General features: G+C 68.4%; 11 protein-coding genes. 10 read left to right on the top strand and 1 reads right to left on the bottom strand.

Features of this window, described 5'->3' with window-relative positions; genetic code table 11:
* The first annotated feature begins 9 nt into the window (after positions 1 to 9).
* The 10 genes from hyfB (at position 10) to MTBSS4_RS12995 (ending at position 14177) form a co-directional block, all read left to right on the top strand.
* Positions 10 to 2019 (top strand): hydrogenase 4 subunit B, encoded by a 2010-nt coding sequence (hyfB, locus tag MTBSS4_RS13040; protein WP_173983837.1) that lies wholly within the window; start codon positions 10 to 12, stop codon positions 2017 to 2019.
* On the top strand, positions 2016 to 2963 hold the full coding sequence (locus MTBSS4_RS13035) for a respiratory chain complex I subunit 1 family protein (protein ID WP_173983836.1): 948 nt from the start codon (positions 2016 to 2018) through the stop codon (positions 2961 to 2963). The genes hyfB and MTBSS4_RS13035 overlap by 4 nt, the downstream gene beginning before the upstream one ends.
* The gene (locus MTBSS4_RS13030) at positions 2963 to 3631 is read left to right on the top strand and encodes a hydrogenase-4 component E (RefSeq protein ID WP_173983835.1); all 669 of its coding nucleotides are present in this window, start codon (positions 2963 to 2965) and stop codon (positions 3629 to 3631) included. Before MTBSS4_RS13035 ends, MTBSS4_RS13030 begins: the two co-directional genes overlap by 1 nt.
* Positions 3628 to 5118: a hydrogenase 4 subunit F gene (locus tag MTBSS4_RS13025; RefSeq protein WP_173983834.1), complete on the top strand. Its 1491-nt coding sequence runs from the start codon at positions 3628 to 3630 to the stop codon at positions 5116 to 5118. Before MTBSS4_RS13030 ends, MTBSS4_RS13025 begins: the two co-directional genes overlap by 4 nt.
* Complete coding sequence (locus MTBSS4_RS13020; RefSeq protein WP_368667783.1) at positions 5115 to 6635, top strand: nickel-dependent hydrogenase large subunit; 1521 nt, start codon at positions 5115 to 5117, stop codon at positions 6633 to 6635. Before MTBSS4_RS13025 ends, MTBSS4_RS13020 begins: the two co-directional genes overlap by 4 nt.
* Positions 6632 to 7168 (top strand): NADH-quinone oxidoreductase subunit B family protein, encoded by a 537-nt coding sequence (locus MTBSS4_RS13015; protein WP_173983833.1) that lies wholly within the window; start codon positions 6632 to 6634, stop codon positions 7166 to 7168. The genes MTBSS4_RS13020 and MTBSS4_RS13015 overlap by 4 nt, the downstream gene beginning before the upstream one ends.
* Before the next feature lie 45 nt (positions 7169 to 7213).
* Positions 7214 to 8107 carry a DnaJ C-terminal domain-containing protein gene (locus MTBSS4_RS13010; protein ID WP_173983832.1) on the top strand — a complete coding sequence of 298 codons (894 nt, stop codon included), beginning with the start codon at positions 7214 to 7216 and terminating at the stop codon, positions 8105 to 8107.
* Between the two features lie 66 nt (positions 8108 to 8173).
* Positions 8174 to 9061 carry an S-methyl-5'-thioadenosine phosphorylase gene (locus MTBSS4_RS13005; protein WP_173983831.1) on the top strand — a complete coding sequence of 296 codons (888 nt, stop codon included), beginning with the start codon at positions 8174 to 8176 and terminating at the stop codon, positions 9059 to 9061.
* A gap of 59 nt (positions 9062 to 9120) precedes the next feature.
* A complete protein-coding gene (locus MTBSS4_RS13000; RefSeq protein ID WP_173983830.1) occupies positions 9121 to 11073 on the top strand; it encodes an ATP-dependent helicase in 1953 nt (650 codons plus the stop codon).
* A 224-nt stretch (positions 11074 to 11297) separates the two neighbouring features.
* On the top strand, positions 11298 to 14177 hold the full coding sequence (locus MTBSS4_RS12995) for a hypothetical protein (protein ID WP_254432532.1): 2880 nt from the start codon (positions 11298 to 11300) through the stop codon (positions 14175 to 14177).
* 84 nt (positions 14178 to 14261) lie between these two features.
* On the opposite strand, the gene MTBSS4_RS12990 is transcribed toward MTBSS4_RS12995, so the two are convergent.
* Complete coding sequence (locus MTBSS4_RS12990) at positions 14262 to 14444, bottom strand: hypothetical protein (protein ID WP_173983828.1); 183 nt, start codon at positions 14442 to 14444, stop codon at positions 14262 to 14264.
* Between the last annotated feature and the right edge of the window lie 50 nt (positions 14445 to 14494).

Here is a 14494-nt window from a genome sequence, read left to right as displayed (position 1 = left end):
GCCCGGTCCATGCTGATCGCGTCCGCCCTGTCGGCTCTTCTGGCGCTCGCCCTGCTTGGCGTGCTGGCCGGGGGCGAGATGTGGCGGCATCGCGTGGTCTATTTCTGCTGCGGCCTCGCCTCGCTGGTGCTGCTGGCCGGCGGGCTGAAGCATCTGGGAACCACGCCCGGAACCGGTCCCGAGGTGGTGCTGCCCATCGGCCTGCCGTGGATGCAGGCCCATTTCCGCCTCGACAACCTGTCGGCCCTGTTCATGGTGGTGGTCAACCTGTCCACCGCGGCGGCGTCGTTCTACGGGATCGGCTATTGCTCGCATCTGCCCGAACCCCGGCGGGTCACCCCGTTCTTTCCCCTGTTCCTGTTCGGCATGAACGCGGTGCTGATCGCCGACGACGCCTTCATGTTCCTGGTGTCGTGGGAATTCATGTCGCTGGCGTCCTGGCTGCTGGTGCTGGCCGATCACAAGAAGCCCGAGAACCGCTCGGCGGCCATGATCTATCTGATGATGGCGACATTCGGCACGTTCTGCCTGCTGACCTGCTTCGGCCTGCTGGCCGGGGCGGAGGGCGGCTATTCCTTCCCCGCCATGCGCAAGGCGACGCTGGATTCGACGGCCGGGTTCCTGGTGGTGGCGCTGGCGCTGCTGGGGGCCGGGTCCAAGGCCGGGCTGGTGCCGCTGCACGCCTGGCTGCCGCTGGCCCATCCGGCGGCGCCCAGCCACGTCTCGGCGCTGATGAGCGGGGTGATGACCAAGGTCGCCCTCTACGGCCTGATCCGGATATTGTTCGACCTGCACGGCCAGGTGCCGTGGGGCTGGGGGCCGGCGATCATGGTGATCGGCGGCGTCACCGCCGTGCTGGGCGTGTTGTACGCCGTGTTGCAGGACGACCTCAAGACGCTGCTGGCCTATTCCACCGTCGAGAATATCGGGGTGGTGATGATCGGCCTTGGCCTCGCCATCGCCTTCAAGGGCAGCGGCGAGAACATGCTGGCGGCGCTGGCGCTGGTGGCGGGGCTTTATCACATCGTCAACCACTCCATCTTCAAGACCCTGCTGTTCCTGTCGGCCGGCGCGGTGATCACCGCCACCGGCCACCGTGACCTCGGCCGGCTGGGCGGCTTGCTGAAGCGCATGCCGTGGACCGGCGCCGCCACCCTGGTCGGCGCGGCGGCGATCGCGGCGCTGCCGCCGCTCAACGGGTTCGTGTCGGAATGGCTGATCTTCCAGTCGCTGTTCAAGGGGCCGAGCCTGCCTCATTGGGCCATGAAATTCGGAGTGCCGGTGGTGGGCGCCATGCTGGCGCTGGCGGCGGCGCTGGCGGCGGCGTGCTTCGTGCGGGCGTTTGGCATCGCCTTCCTGGGGCGGCCGCGGTCGAGGGAGGCCGCCGAGGCGCACCAGTTGCCCTATTCCATGCGGCTGCCCATGGCGGCGCTGGCGGCGCTGTGCATCGTCCTGGGCGCCATGCCGGTGACGGTGACCGACGCCCTGTCCGGGGTGGTGTTTCCGCTGACCGGGGTTCACTTCGCGGTGTCGTCCGATCTGGGCTGGCCGTGGCTGTCGCCGGTCAGTTCGACCAGGGGCTCTTATTCCGGCACCGTGCTGGTGATGGTCGGCCTTGGCCTGTTCGCGGTCACCATCCTGCTGGTCCACGGTTTCGGCACCACCCGGGTGCGCCGCGCCGATGCCTGGGATTGCGGCCACCCGGAGGACATTCCCGAAAGCCAGTACACCGGCCAGAGCTTCGCCCAGCCGCTGCGCCGGGTGTTCTGCTCGTCGTTGTTCGGAGCGCGCGAGACCGTCCGGATGCCCGAGCCCGGCGACATGGCCCCGGCCAGCCTGAAGGTCCGGCTGATCGATCCCATCTGGGTCTACCTCTATCTCGGCATCGGCCGGGTGGTGGATTTCATCGCCGACCGGGTCAACCGCATGCAGTTCCTGACGGTGCGGCGCTATCTGCTGATGATGTTCGCCACCTTGGTGTTCATGCTGCTGGTGGTGGCGGTGAGGCAGCAGAAATGAACTCCCTTCTCTCTCAGATCGCCCAGATTTTCCTGGTGGTGGCGCTGGCGCCGCTGATCACCGGCTGGGTGCGGCTGGTGAAGTCGCGGCTGAACGGCCGCATCGGCGCCTCGCCGCTGCAACCCTATCGCGACATCTACCGCCTGTTGCAGAAGGAAGCCGTGGTGGCCCATTCGGCGTCGTGGGTGTTCCGCGCCGCCCCCTATGTCACCTTCGCGGCGGTGTGGCTGGCCGCCGCCATCATTCCCACCTTCACCACCGACATCGTCCTGGCGCCGGCCGCCGATCTGATCGCCCTGGTGGCCCTGCTGGCGGTGGCGCGGTTCTGGACGGCGCTGGCCGGCATGGATGTCGGAACCTCGTTCGGCGGCCTGGGCGCGTCGCGCGAGATGATGATCGCCTCGCTGGCCGAGCCGGCCATGCTGATGGTCAGCTTTTCGCTGTCGCTGATCTCGGGCACCACCTCGCCGGCCCATATCATCGGCTTCATCCTGGGCGGCGGCATCGGCATCGAGGTGTCCATGGGCCTCGCCCTGGCGGCGCTGGTCATGGTCGCCATCGCCGAGAACGGCCGCATTCCCATCGACAATCCCGCCACCCATCTGGAACTGACCATGGTGCACGAGGCCATGGTGCTGGAATATTCCGGCCGCCATCTGGCCCTGATGGAGGGCGCGGGCATGGTGCGCCTGACCTTGTTCATGGCGCTGATCGGCGGCATCTTCGCGCCGTGGGGTATCGCGACGCCGGGAGCCGGCACGGCCGGCCTCGCCCTGGGGCTGGGCGGCTTTCTCGCCAAGTGCTTCGTCCTGGCCACCGCGCTGGCGGTGTTCGAGACCATGATCGCCAAGATGCGGGTGTTCCGCTACGCCGATTTCCTGGGGGGCGCCCTGCTGCTGGGCCTGCTTGCCACCATCTTCCTCTACGTGTCGGAGGCGGTGTGATGGCCATCAGCCAGATTTCCTACGAACTGGCGCATCTGATCGGCGCCACCGTGCTGATGGCCGGTTTCCAGCTTCTGTACCAGCGCCGGCTGTTCGCGGTGCTCAACACCTTTGCCTTCCAGGCGGTGGCGCTGGCGGCGGCGGCGGCGTGGCAGGCCCACATCCAGGACGCCCCCCACCTTTACGTCACCGCCGTCATCGCCCTGGTGTTCAAGGCGATGATCGTTCCCTTCGCGCTGCACTGGCTGGTCGAGAAGCTGGGTATCCAGCGTTCGGTGGAAACCGCCATGTCCATCGGCTGGACCATGATGGCCGGGGTGGGGTTGGTGGCGCTGTCCATCCTTCTGGTGCTGCCGGTCACCGCCAACGCCGCCGCCCTGACCCGGGAAAGCCTGGCCCTGGCCATGAGCGTGGTGCTGCTGGGCCTGCTGATGATGATCACAAGGCGCAACGCGGTGTCGCAGGTGGTCGGCTTCATGGCGCTGGAGAACGGCCTGATCCTGGCTGCGGTGTCGGCCAAGGGCATGCCCCTGGTGGTGGAAATCTCCATCGCCTTCTCGGTGCTGGTGGCCATGACCCTGTTCGGCATCTTCTTCTTCCGGATTCGCGAACGGTTCGACACCTTGGATCTGCATGACCTGGAAACCTGGCGGGGCGACCGGCAATGATCGGATATCTGTCATCGCTGCCCGGTGCCGACAACCCGCTGCTGTGGATACTGGGGGTGCCGCTGGGCGCCGCCGGCTTCCTGGCGGTGCTGCGGGACTGGCGGGTGGCGACCTGGGTCAACGTGGCGGCGTCGGCCATCACCTTCGGCGCCTCGCTGCTGCTGCTGCGGTTGCGGCCGCCGCCCAACAAGCTGCTGTTCATCGACGACTTCAACATCTATCTGGTCCTGCTGACCACCTTCGTCGGCATGACCACCGCCGTCTTCTCGGCCGCCTACATCGCCCGCGAAACCGCGTCCGAGCGTCTGTCCGAACTGCATCTGCGCTTCTACCATTCCATGTACCAGGCCTTCCTGTTCACCATGCTGCTGGCGCTGACCGCCAACAACACCGGCGTCATGTGGGTGGCGGTGGAATCGGCGACGCTGACCACGGTTCTGATGGTCAGCCTGTACCGCACCAGGGAAGCCATCGAGGCGGCGTGGAAGTATTTCATCTTGTGCTCGGTCGGCATCGGGCTGGCGCTGTTCGGCACCACCTTGGTCTATCTGGCGGCGCAGCCGGTCATGGGCGACGGCGCCGAGGCCATGGCCTGGACCATGATGATCAAGCAGGCCCACGCCTTTCAGCCCGATCTGATGAATCTGGCCTTCGTGTTCGTGCTGGTGGGCTACGGCACCAAGGTCGGTCTGGCGCCGCTGCATTCCTGGCTGCCCGATGCCCATGCCGAGGGGCCGACGCCGATCTCGGCGGTGCTGTCGGGGCTGCTGCTCAACGTGGCGCTGTACGCCCTGCTGCGGTTCAAGATGCTGATCAGCGCCAACGAGAACGCCCTGACGCCGGGGCCGCTGCTGGTGATGATGGGGCTGTCGAGCCTGTTCCTGGCGGCGTTCATGCTGTACCGGCGCGGCGACATCAAGCGGCTGTTCGCCTATTCATCGATCGAGCACATGGGGGTGATCACCTTCGCCTTCGGCATGGGCGGCGCGCTCGCCAATTTCGCCGGCCTGATGCACATGACCATGCATTCGCTGACCAAGTCGGCCATCTTCTTCGCGGTCGGCATCATCAGCCAGAACGCGGGAACCAAGCGCATCGCCGACATCCGCGGCCTGACCTCGTCCCATCCGGTGCTGGGCTGGGGGTTCGTCCTGGCGGTTCTCGCCATTGCCGGCATGCCGCCCATGGGCGTCTTCATGAGCGAGTTCCTGGTGGTCAGTTCCACCTTCGCCCGCCAGCCGCTGCTGGCGATTCCGCTGGTGCTGGGATTGCTGCTGGCGTTCGGCGCCCTGGCCAGCCGCTTGCAGATGATGGCGTTCGGCGAGCCGACGAAGCCGGTCCACGCCCATGCCCGCGCCTCGACGCTGTCGAGCATCCTGGCGTTGACGCCGTTATGGGTTCACATGCTGCTGGTGCTGGTCGCCGGCCTTTACCTGCCGAGGGAACTGGTGGAGTGGTTCCAGGCGGTGGCGGGGATACTGGGATGATGGGACACGTCACCTTGCTGGACTTCCTGTCCTCGGGCCAGCCGGTGCCCGGGCACCGGCCGTTTCCGCGGTTTCGTCTCGACCTGCGCGCCTGGCGGGCCATGGTGGCGCAGATGGCCATGGCCGAGTGGTCGGTGATGGCCATGTGGGGCGAACCGGACGAGGTTCACGTCGCGCTTCGCGACGACGACAGCGGCGAGGTCGCCGTGGCCTCGCATCCCTGTCCCGAGTTCTGGTTCCCGTCGTTGAGCCGGGCGCGTCCGGCGGCGATCCGGCTGGAACGGGCCATTCACGATCTGTGGGGGCTGGCGCCGATGGGGCTGGAGGATCGCCGCCCGTGGCTGGACCACGGCCGCTGGCCGTCCCGCCTGCCGCTGGCGTCCAATCCGAAACCGGCGGCGGAAGTCCCCCACGCCTACGACTTCCTCAAGGCCGAGGGCGACGGCCTGCATCAGATTCCGGTGGGACCCGTCCATGCCGGCGTCATCGAGCCGGGGCATTTCCGCTTTCACTGCCAGGGCGAGGCGGTGGTGCGGCTGGAGGAACGGCTGGGCTATGTCCACAAGGGCATTTCCGGCCTGCTGTCCGGCCGGCCGCTGGATCAGGCCCTTCGGGTGGCCGGACGGGTGTCGGGCGACGCCACGGTGGCCCATGCCCTGGCGTTCTCGCGGGCGGTCGAGGCGGCGGTGGGCTGCGAGCCTCCCCCGCGCGCCCTCTGGCTGCGGGCGCTGATGGCCGAGCTGGAGCGCGTCGCCAACCACGTCTTCGATATCGGCGCGGTGTGCAACGACGCCGCCTTCGCCATCATGCTGTCGCACATGGGCGTGCTGCGCGAGACGGTCTTGCGCGCCAATCACGCCATGTTCGGCCATCGCCTGCTGATGGACCGGGTGGAGCCGGGCGGCGTCGCCGCCGACCTGACCGGGGACGGCGCCGAAACGTTGCGGCACCTGCTGCCCCACTTCCGCAGGGATTTCGAGCGCGCCTTCCTGATCTACGAGAACACGCCGTCGCTGTCGGACCGCACGCTGGGCACCGGGGTTGTCGCCACCTCCCTGGTCCACCGCTTCGCCGCCGGCGGCTTCGTCGGGCGGGCGTCGGGCCGCGGCCACGACAGCCGCAAGGCCCCCGGCCAAGTCCCCTACGACCAGATGGATCTGGCGGTGCCGGTCTATACTGACGGCGACGTCAACGCCCGTCTGATGGTTCGCTTCGACGAGGTGCGCGAAAGCCTACGCCTGCTCGGCCTCATCTTGCTGGAGATGCCGGACGGCGCGGTGCGCCGGCCGCTGCCCCGCGTGGCGGGCGAGGGCATGGCCATGGTGGAAAGCTTTCGCGGCGAGGTGCTGTCATGGGTTCGGATGGCCGAGGACGGCCATGTGCTGCGCGCCCACGCCCACGACCCGTCGTGGTTCCAGTGGCCGCTGCTGGAAGCCGCCATCGAGGGCAACATCGTCGCCGACTTCCCGCTGTGCAACAAGTCGTTCAATTGTTCCTATTCGGGGCACGACCTATGATTCCCCCGATCGGCAAGATCTTGTTCCGCCATCTGATCAAGGGACCGCACACCCTGCGGGACGCGCCGCCCGCCGACCCCGACGGCGTCGATGAACTGGCCCGCGCCCTGGCCGAGCGGACGCGGAACCGCCTGGGGCGCTCGCTGGCCATCCGCGAGATCGACGCCGGCTCGTGCAATGGCTGCGAGCTGGAAATTCACGCCGTCAACGGCCCGGTCTACGACCTGGAACGGTTCGGCATCCGCTTCGTCGCCAGCCCGCGTCACGCCGACGTGCTGCTGGTCACCGGCCCGGTCAGCCGCAACATGGCGGAGGCGCTGCGGCGCACCGTCGAGGCGACGCCCCAGCCGCGCTGGGTTGTGGCCATGGGCGAATGCGCCCTGGACGGCGGCTGCTTCAAGGGCTCCTACGCCGTGATGGGCGGCGTCCACGAGGTGGTGCCGGTGGATCTGCACATTCCCGGCTGCCCGCCCAGCCCCCGGCAGATCCTGGCCGGATTGCTGGCCTTGCTCGACACCGCATCCGCCAGATAGTGTGATGCCGGAGAGCGGGCCGGATTTAGCGGGAAGGCGGGTGCGGTGAAGGATCCCTATCAGGTTCTGGGCGTGGCCCGGAACGCCAGTGACGACGAGATCAAGAAGGCGTACCGGGTGCTGGCGCGCGAGCTGCATCCCGACCTCAATCCCGGCGACAAGCGGGCCGAGGACCGCTTCAAGGAAATCTCGGCCGCCTACGACTTCCTGTCCGATCCGGACCGCCGGGCCAGGTTCGATTCCGGCGAGATCGACGCCAGCGGCGCCGTCCGCCGCCGGCCGTGGCGGGCGCAGCCGGGCGAGGGACGCCGCGCCGGCGGCTCGCCGTTCGGCGGCAATGTGGACGACATCCTGGCCGAATTGCTGCGCCGCCGCGACAAGGGCCGCGCCCAGGCCTCGGGCAAGGCCGTTCGGGGCGCCGATATCCGTCACACCCTGACCATCGGTCCGGGAGAGGCGCTGATCGGCGCGACGCGGCGCGTCACCCTGGCGCCCGGCCGTACGGTCGAGGTGCGCATTCCTCCGGGTTCGACCGACGGCCAGACCCTGCGGCTGAAGGGTCAAGGCCAGTCCGGCGCCGGCGGGGCGGGGGACGCCTATATCGACCTTCGGGTGGATGGGGTTTCGCTGTTCACCCGCCGCGACCTGGACCTGCTGATCGACATTCCCGTCTCGGTGCAGGAAGCGGTCCTGGGAGGCAAGATCACCGTTCCCACCATCGACGGCAAGGTGACGCTGACGGTGCCGCCCGGGTCCAACACCGGTACGGTGCTGCGGCTGAAGGGCAAGGGCATGGCCGGCGAGGGCGGCGCCAGGGGCGACCAACTGGTGACGCTGCGGGTGATCCTGCCCGAAAACGATGCCGAGTTCAGGAAGATGGTGGAGAAATGGGGGCCGCGCCACGGCTACGATCCCCGCGCCGGCATGAAGATGGGGTGATTGCATCCAGCCGGGTTTTGCCCTAACACCGTTCCGCAATACTCTTCCTGCGGAAAGGGCGGTTTCATGGCGGATGGACATTCCACACCCGTGCTCGGCATCATCGGCGGCAGCGGCGTCTACGACATCGACGGCTTGACCAACACGCAATGGCGCCGGATCGACAGCCCGTTCGGCCCGACCTCGGACGAGTTCCTGTTCGGCGAGCTTGACGGCCAGAAGCTGGTGTTCCTGCCCCGTCACGGCCGCGGCCACCGCATTCCGCCGTCCGAGCTGAACTTCCGCGCCAATATCGACGCGATGAAGCGGGCCGGCGTCACCGAGATCCTGTCGGTGTCGGCGGTGGGGTCGCTGAAGGAGGAATTGCCGCCCGGCACCTTCGTCATCGTCGACCAGTTCATCGACCGGACCTTCGCCCGCACCAAGAGCTTCTTCGAGACCGGGCTGGTCGCCCATGTCAGCATGGCGCATCCGGTGTGCGGCCGCCTGGGCGACATGGTCGAGGCGGCGGCCAGGGCGGCCGGCATCGTCGCGGTGCGCGGCGGCACCTATCTGGTGATGGAAGGGCCGCAATTCTCGACCCAGGCCGAAAGCAACCTCTATCGCCAGTGGGGCTGCGACGTTATTGGCATGACCAACATGCCCGAGGCCAAATTGGCCCGCGAGGCCGAGATGTGCTACGCCAGCGTCGCCATGGTCACCGATTACGATTGCTGGCATCCCGATCACGACGCGGTGACGGTGGACGCCATCGTCAAGGTGCTGCTGGCCAATGCCGATCGCGCCCGCGCCCTGGTCAAGGCGGTGGCGCCCGGCGTGGCGGGGCGCGAGGGGCCGTGCGCCAAGGGTTGCCATACCGCTCTCGACAACGCCGTCATCACCCATGGCGAGGTCCGCGACCCGGCGGTGGTGGGTCGGCTCGACGCTGTCGCCGGCCGGGTGCTGAAGGGGTAGGGGACGGACCGCTTCGGCAGATGTTGTGTCCGGAGGGGCGCCCGTCTACTGTATCGGCCATGAATTCAGCACAGGCGGCGGCTCCGGTTTCCGATCCGGCCCATATTCCCCTCGATTCCGAGCAGCGTGCTGCCGCCCAGGCCTCGGCGGCCTCGGTGCTGGTCCTGGCCGGGCCGGGCACCGGCAAGACCACCACGCTGGTCGGCCGCTACCTGCATCTGCTGAACCGGGGCGAGGCGGCGCCGCGGCTGTTCGTCTCCACCTTCTCGGCCCGTGCCGCCGAGGAGATGCGGTTGCGCATCCAGGCGCGGCTGGACGGTCTCGACGGCTTCGATCCGGACCGTCTGCGCCGCCTTCCCATCGGCACCCTGCACGGCATGGCGGCGCGGCTGCTGATGCGTCATCCGCCGGCGGGCTGTCCGCGCTTTCGCATCTTCGACGACCGCGACAGCGGCCGGCTGATCGCGCGGCATCGCCTGTACCTGTCCGACGAGTCCCGCCGGCCCATGGACGTCTTCGGCGCCTACAAGGACCGGTTGATGGACCCGGCGGCGGCGCTGGCCGAGGCCCGGATCAGGAACGATGCCGACCTGCTGGAGGCGGCGCAGAAATACGCGGCCTATCAGGCGGCGCTGGCCGAGGAGGGCGGCTTCGACTTCGGCGACCTGATCATGGCGCTGGTGACGGCCATGGAGGCCGATCCGGCCTATGGCGAGCGTATCGCCGGCTTCTTCGACCACCTGCTGATCGACGAATACCAAGACATCAATCCGGCGCAGGAACGCATGCTGCGCCTGCTTCGCGGCCAGGGCGCCCGGCTGTGGGCGGTGGGTGACGACGATCAGTGCCTTTACGCCTGGCGGTCGGCCGACCCCGCCTACATCCTGGATTTCGAGACCTCCTGGCCCGATGCGGCGTTGTTCCGACTGTCGCGCAACTACCGTTCCACCGCCACCATCGTCCGGGCGGCGGCGGCGCTGATCGGCGGCAACCGCCGCCGCCATATCAAGGGACAGGACGCCAACAGCGCGTCCCGGGTGGCGGTGACGGTGGCCGGGCTGGCCGATGATCAGGACGAGGCCGCCTACGTGCTTCGCGTGGTGCGCGGCCTGGCCGGCAGCGGCATTCCCTGGCGCGAGATGGCGGTGCTCTACCGCGCCGGCCATGTGGGGTCGCGCATTCAGATCGCCCTGGCCGACGCCGGAATTCCGCTGGTGGTGCGCGGCGCCGGCGAATTCTGGCAACTGGCGCCGGTGCGGCTGACCGCGGGGCTGATCCGGCTGCTGCTGGACCCGCGCGACATGGACGCCCGCGCCATGCTGGGCCATGGCAAGCGGGTCGACAGGTTGCTGGAACAGGCACCCGACAGGATCGACATCGGCCAGCCCTGGCCGGCCCTGTGCCGCCAGGTGGGACGGCTGGTGTCGTCGACGGCGCGGCCGCCGGGAGAGGAAGGGGTGCAGTGGCGCGATCTCTGCTTCACCGCCGCCGATCTGGCCGCCGAATGCGACGGCCTGGCCGGCTTCGTCGCCCTGATGGAAGAGCAGCGCCGGTCGTTGCGCCGGGCCGAAACCGGCGGCGACGCCGTCACCTTGTCCACCATCCACGCCGCCAAGGGCCTGGAATGGGCGGCGGTGGTGGTGGCTGGATGCGAGAACGACCTGATGCCCCACGAATCCTCTCCCGATCTGGAAGAGGAGCGCCGGCTGATGTACGTGGCGGCCACCCGCGCCCGGCGCTGGCTGGTGCTGAGCTTCGCCGGCGAGCGCCGCAAGGCCGCCGGGCCGTCGCCCTACATCGCCGAGATGCTGGCCGGTCTCGACGCCGATCAGATCCGCTATCTCGACGATTCCACCCGGTGGCGGCTGTCGCAATCCTCGGTCAGGATTGCCGCTCCGCCGGAGAAGAAATCCGTCGGGAAACAGAAAGATGAGGCCGTCGCCATGAAGTCCAAAGCGCCGCGCCGCGGCGGTCGCCAGTGGAGTCGCAGTCACAAGTTGAAACATATGTAGCGCCGGCGCGAACGGGATCAGTGTTTGATTTTCCGCCTTGAAAAAGGCATTCTGCGAGGCGCTGTCCAAGGTCCGGGGGGGAAAGGGGGAGCAAGGCCCGCCTATGTCTTGGGAAAGTGGCGCGATCGCGGAAGCGATTCGCGGACGGTCGCTGTTACGGGTGGCCCGACGGTGACGGTATCTGCAATTCTGATGTTCAAGGCGGACTCATGGGCGATACGACGATGACCAGAGGCGAGACCGAGGAGCAGGGAGCGGGAGCGGCTCCGGCGGCGACGGACACGGTGTCCCCCACCATTCCGCCTTCCTCCGATTCGAGACCGGCCCCGGTGGCCTCTCTCCAGCCTTCCCCCGCCTCGGGCGGGGGGCGCGTGGTCCAGGGTGTCGCCCTGGTGCTGTCCGCGGCCTGGCTCGGGCTGTGCGGCTGGTATGGCGACACCGCCATCGGCTGGGCCAACATGGTCTTCATGCAGCCCCAGGAAGTGGGCGGGCTGGCCGGCGCCGCCTTCGTGCCGCTGGCCTTTTTGTGGCTGGTGGTGGCCTATCTCGATCGCGGGCGCGACCTGCGGTCGGCTTCCGCCGACATCAACCGGCATCTGGCCCGCCTCACCTATCCCGCCGAGGGGGCAGACGCGCGGGTTTCCGCCATCGCCGAGTCGCTGCGGTTCCAGGCCGAGGAACTGACGCGCGCCTCCGCCGGGGCCGCCGCCAAGGGCGAGGCCATCCGCGACATGCTGGCCGCCCAGGTCGAGGCCATGACCGGCGTGGTCGGCCGCGTCAACAGCGAGGCCCAGTCGGCGGTCGAGGCCCTGCGCCAGGAGGTGGTGCAACTGACCCAGGCGGCCGACACCGCCACCGCCCGCGCCCGCGAGGTCGAGCACCTGCTGCGCATTCAGACCCAGGATCTCAACACCGTCACCGAGGCCTCGGCCAATCGCATCCGCGACTTCGGCGACCTGCTGCGTGGCCAGATCGAGGCCATCGACACCACGTCGGCCCGCGCCGCCTCCCGCGCCGACGTGGTGGCCGAGCAGGTCCGCGGCCAGGCCGAGGCGCTGGACCGCACCTCGCAGGCCGCCGTGGCCCGCGCCGAGCAGGTGGTCACCATGTTCGAGCGCCAGGCCTCTCAGTTGGGCAGCGCCGCCGAGCAGGCCACCAACCGGACCGAGGTGGTCGCCACCGCCCTGGCCGAGCGCGTCGACGCGCTGGAGACGCTGTTCACCCGCCAGAACACCGATCTCGACCTCGCCGCCGAGCGTCTGGCCGAGCAGACCGGCCGCATCTCGGCGTCGTTGCAGCAGCAGGCCACCGGCCTCGACCAGATCACCGAGCGCGTGCTGTCGCGCGTCAAGATCGTCGAGGAGGCGCTGGGGGTTCAGTCGCGCGAGCTGGTCTCGGCCTCGGATCAGGCCATGGGCCGCTTCCGCGAGATCGAGGACGTGCTGGCGCGCCATACCGAGAATCTCAAGACCGCCGGCGACGACGCCACCGCCCAGATGGGTGCGGTGGGCGAGGTGTTCGCCCAGCGCCGCGACGACGTCGATGCCGCCGTCGAACGCGCCCTGGCCCGCATCCGCGAAACCGGCGAGGGCTTCCAGGCCCAGACCCGCGCCCTGTCGGCGGCATCCGACCAGATGACCGCCCGCGGCCGTGAAATCTCCGAGACCGTCCGCCTGCATATCGAGGACCTCAGCAAGGGGGCCGAGCGCGCCGCCGCCCAGGCCGAGGCCATCCGCCAGTCGCTTCGGAAGCAGGCCGACGAGCTGGCCGACGCCGCCAACGTGGTCTCGACCCAGTCCAAGCTGTCGGAAGCCTCGCTCAATCAGCAGTCGCGCCATCTTATCGCGACGTCCGACCAGGTGATGGGCAAGGTCAAGACCATCGCCGACACCCTGCGCCAGGGCACCAACGATCTTATCGCGATGTCGAGCCGGGTCGGCGTCGAACTGGAGGCGGTGGGCGAGAACCTGCGTCAGCGCGCCACCGACGTCGGCACCGCCGCCACCCACGCCATCGCCGAGACCGGCGGTGTTTCCGAGGTGCTGGAGAAGCGGTCGGAACAGTTGACCCATGTGGCCGAACAGCTCAGCTCGCGGGTGCGCGCCGCCACCGAGGTGCTGCGCAAGCAGACCGAACAGGTGGTGGTCTCCGCCGATCAGGCCGAGGCCTCGGTGGGCGGCGTCGGCGAAAGCCTGCGGGTGCAGGCCCAGTCCCTGGCCCGTGTCGCCGACGATTCCACCGACGTGCTGAAGGCGTTCGGCCAGGCCATCCAGCAGAACGCCGTCGAACTGGGCGAGGCGGCCCAGCAGGTGTTTGCCCAGTCGCAGACCGCCGGCGATTCCTTGCGCACCATCAGCCGTGATTTCGAGGAAACCTCCAACAAGACCGCGGCCCAGGTCACCGCCGCCGGCGACATGCTGCGGGCCGGCATCCGCGACCTGACCGCGTCGTCGGAGCGCATCACCGCCCAGGTGCGCGCCGCCGGCGACGGCCTGCGCCGCCACGCCACCGAATTGCAGGATTCCACCGAGCGGACCACCGCCAAGCTGGAAGCCGCCTTCGAGATGGTGCGGACCAAGTCCAACGACCTCGGCATCACCGGCGACCGCCTCTCCCAGCAGGCGGAAAGCTTCGCCGGCAGCTTCTCGCGTCAGGTGGACGAACTCGTCAACGCCTCCAAGCTGGCCGAGATCAGGGCCCAGCAGATGGAGGAGCGCCGCGCCCAGGCCTCGGTGGAGCATTTCCTCCAGAACGCCGCCTTCATCGTCGAGAAGCTGCAATCCCTGTCGGTGGATATCGGCCGCATCTTCAACGCCAATATCGACGAGAAGGCATGGCGCGATTTCCATGCCGGCGACCAGAGCATCTTCGTGCGCAAGATTCTCAAGAATCTCGACAAGCACCAGATGGCGTCCATCAAGAACAAGTTCGAGGACGACGGCGATTTCCGCGAATACGTCACCCGCTATCTGGCCGAGTTCGAATCCCTGCTGTCGCAGGCCCGCAACTCCGACCACATGGACGTGCTGACCGGGACCTTCACCTCGTCGGAGGTGGGCAAGCTCTATCTGGTTCTGGCCCGTTCGCTGGGACGTCTGGAATAAGTGGGCTCGCGGCTTCGGCCGGACGGGTAAAAGGCGCCGGAGCGATCCGGCGCCTTTTTCAATGGGATCGCCGTCGGGGCGGTATCACTCGGCGGCGGCGTCGGCCCTGGAGCGCTCGCGCCGGTGCAGGTTGGCCAGCAGCAATTCGCGCGGATTGTGGCACGATCCGCACCACACCACCGCCGTGCCGTCGCCATAGGAATGGATGCGGTGGCGGCTGGCCTCGTTGCAATGGGGACAATCGAGAATATCGCTGGGCAAGGCCATGGGGCACCCCCTGAAGAGAAGGTCCCAGGTTTACCCTGATTTCCACCGCC

Origin of the sequence: Magnetospirillum sp. SS-4, from assembly GCF_902729425.1 — a bacterium.
Lineage (GTDB): Bacteria > Pseudomonadota > Alphaproteobacteria > Rhodospirillales > Magnetospirillaceae > Phaeospirillum.
Note: the sequence above shows the minus strand (reverse complement) of the source record. Positions and strands in the feature narration are given on the sequence as shown.

Excerpts from the sequence above, each read along its gene's own strand:
- hyfB (WP_173983837.1), top strand. The coding sequence starts at position 10 with ATGCTGATCGCGTCCGCCCTGTCGGCTCTTCTGGCGCTCGCCCTGCTT.
- MTBSS4_RS13035 (WP_173983836.1), top strand. The coding sequence starts at position 2,016 with ATGAACTCCCTTCTCTCTCAGATCGCCCAGATTTTCCTGGTGGTGGCG.
- MTBSS4_RS13030 (WP_173983835.1), top strand. The coding sequence starts at position 2,963 with ATGGCCATCAGCCAGATTTCCTACGAACTGGCGCATCTGATCGGCGCC.
- MTBSS4_RS13025 (WP_173983834.1), top strand. The coding sequence starts at position 3,628 with ATGATCGGATATCTGTCATCGCTGCCCGGTGCCGACAACCCGCTGCTG.
- MTBSS4_RS13020 (WP_368667783.1), top strand. The coding sequence starts at position 5,115 with ATGATGGGACACGTCACCTTGCTGGACTTCCTGTCCTCGGGCCAGCCG.
- MTBSS4_RS13015 (WP_173983833.1), top strand. The coding sequence starts at position 6,632 with ATGATTCCCCCGATCGGCAAGATCTTGTTCCGCCATCTGATCAAGGGA.
- MTBSS4_RS13005 (WP_173983831.1), top strand. The coding sequence starts at position 8,174 with ATGGCGGATGGACATTCCACACCCGTGCTCGGCATCATCGGCGGCAGC.
- MTBSS4_RS13000 (WP_173983830.1), top strand. The coding sequence starts at position 9,121 with ATGAATTCAGCACAGGCGGCGGCTCCGGTTTCCGATCCGGCCCATATT.
- MTBSS4_RS12995 (WP_254432532.1), top strand. The coding sequence starts at position 11,298 with ATGACCAGAGGCGAGACCGAGGAGCAGGGAGCGGGAGCGGCTCCGGCG.
- MTBSS4_RS12990 (WP_173983828.1), bottom strand. The coding sequence starts at position 14,444 with ATGGCCTTGCCCAGCGATATTCTCGATTGTCCCCATTGCAACGAGGCC.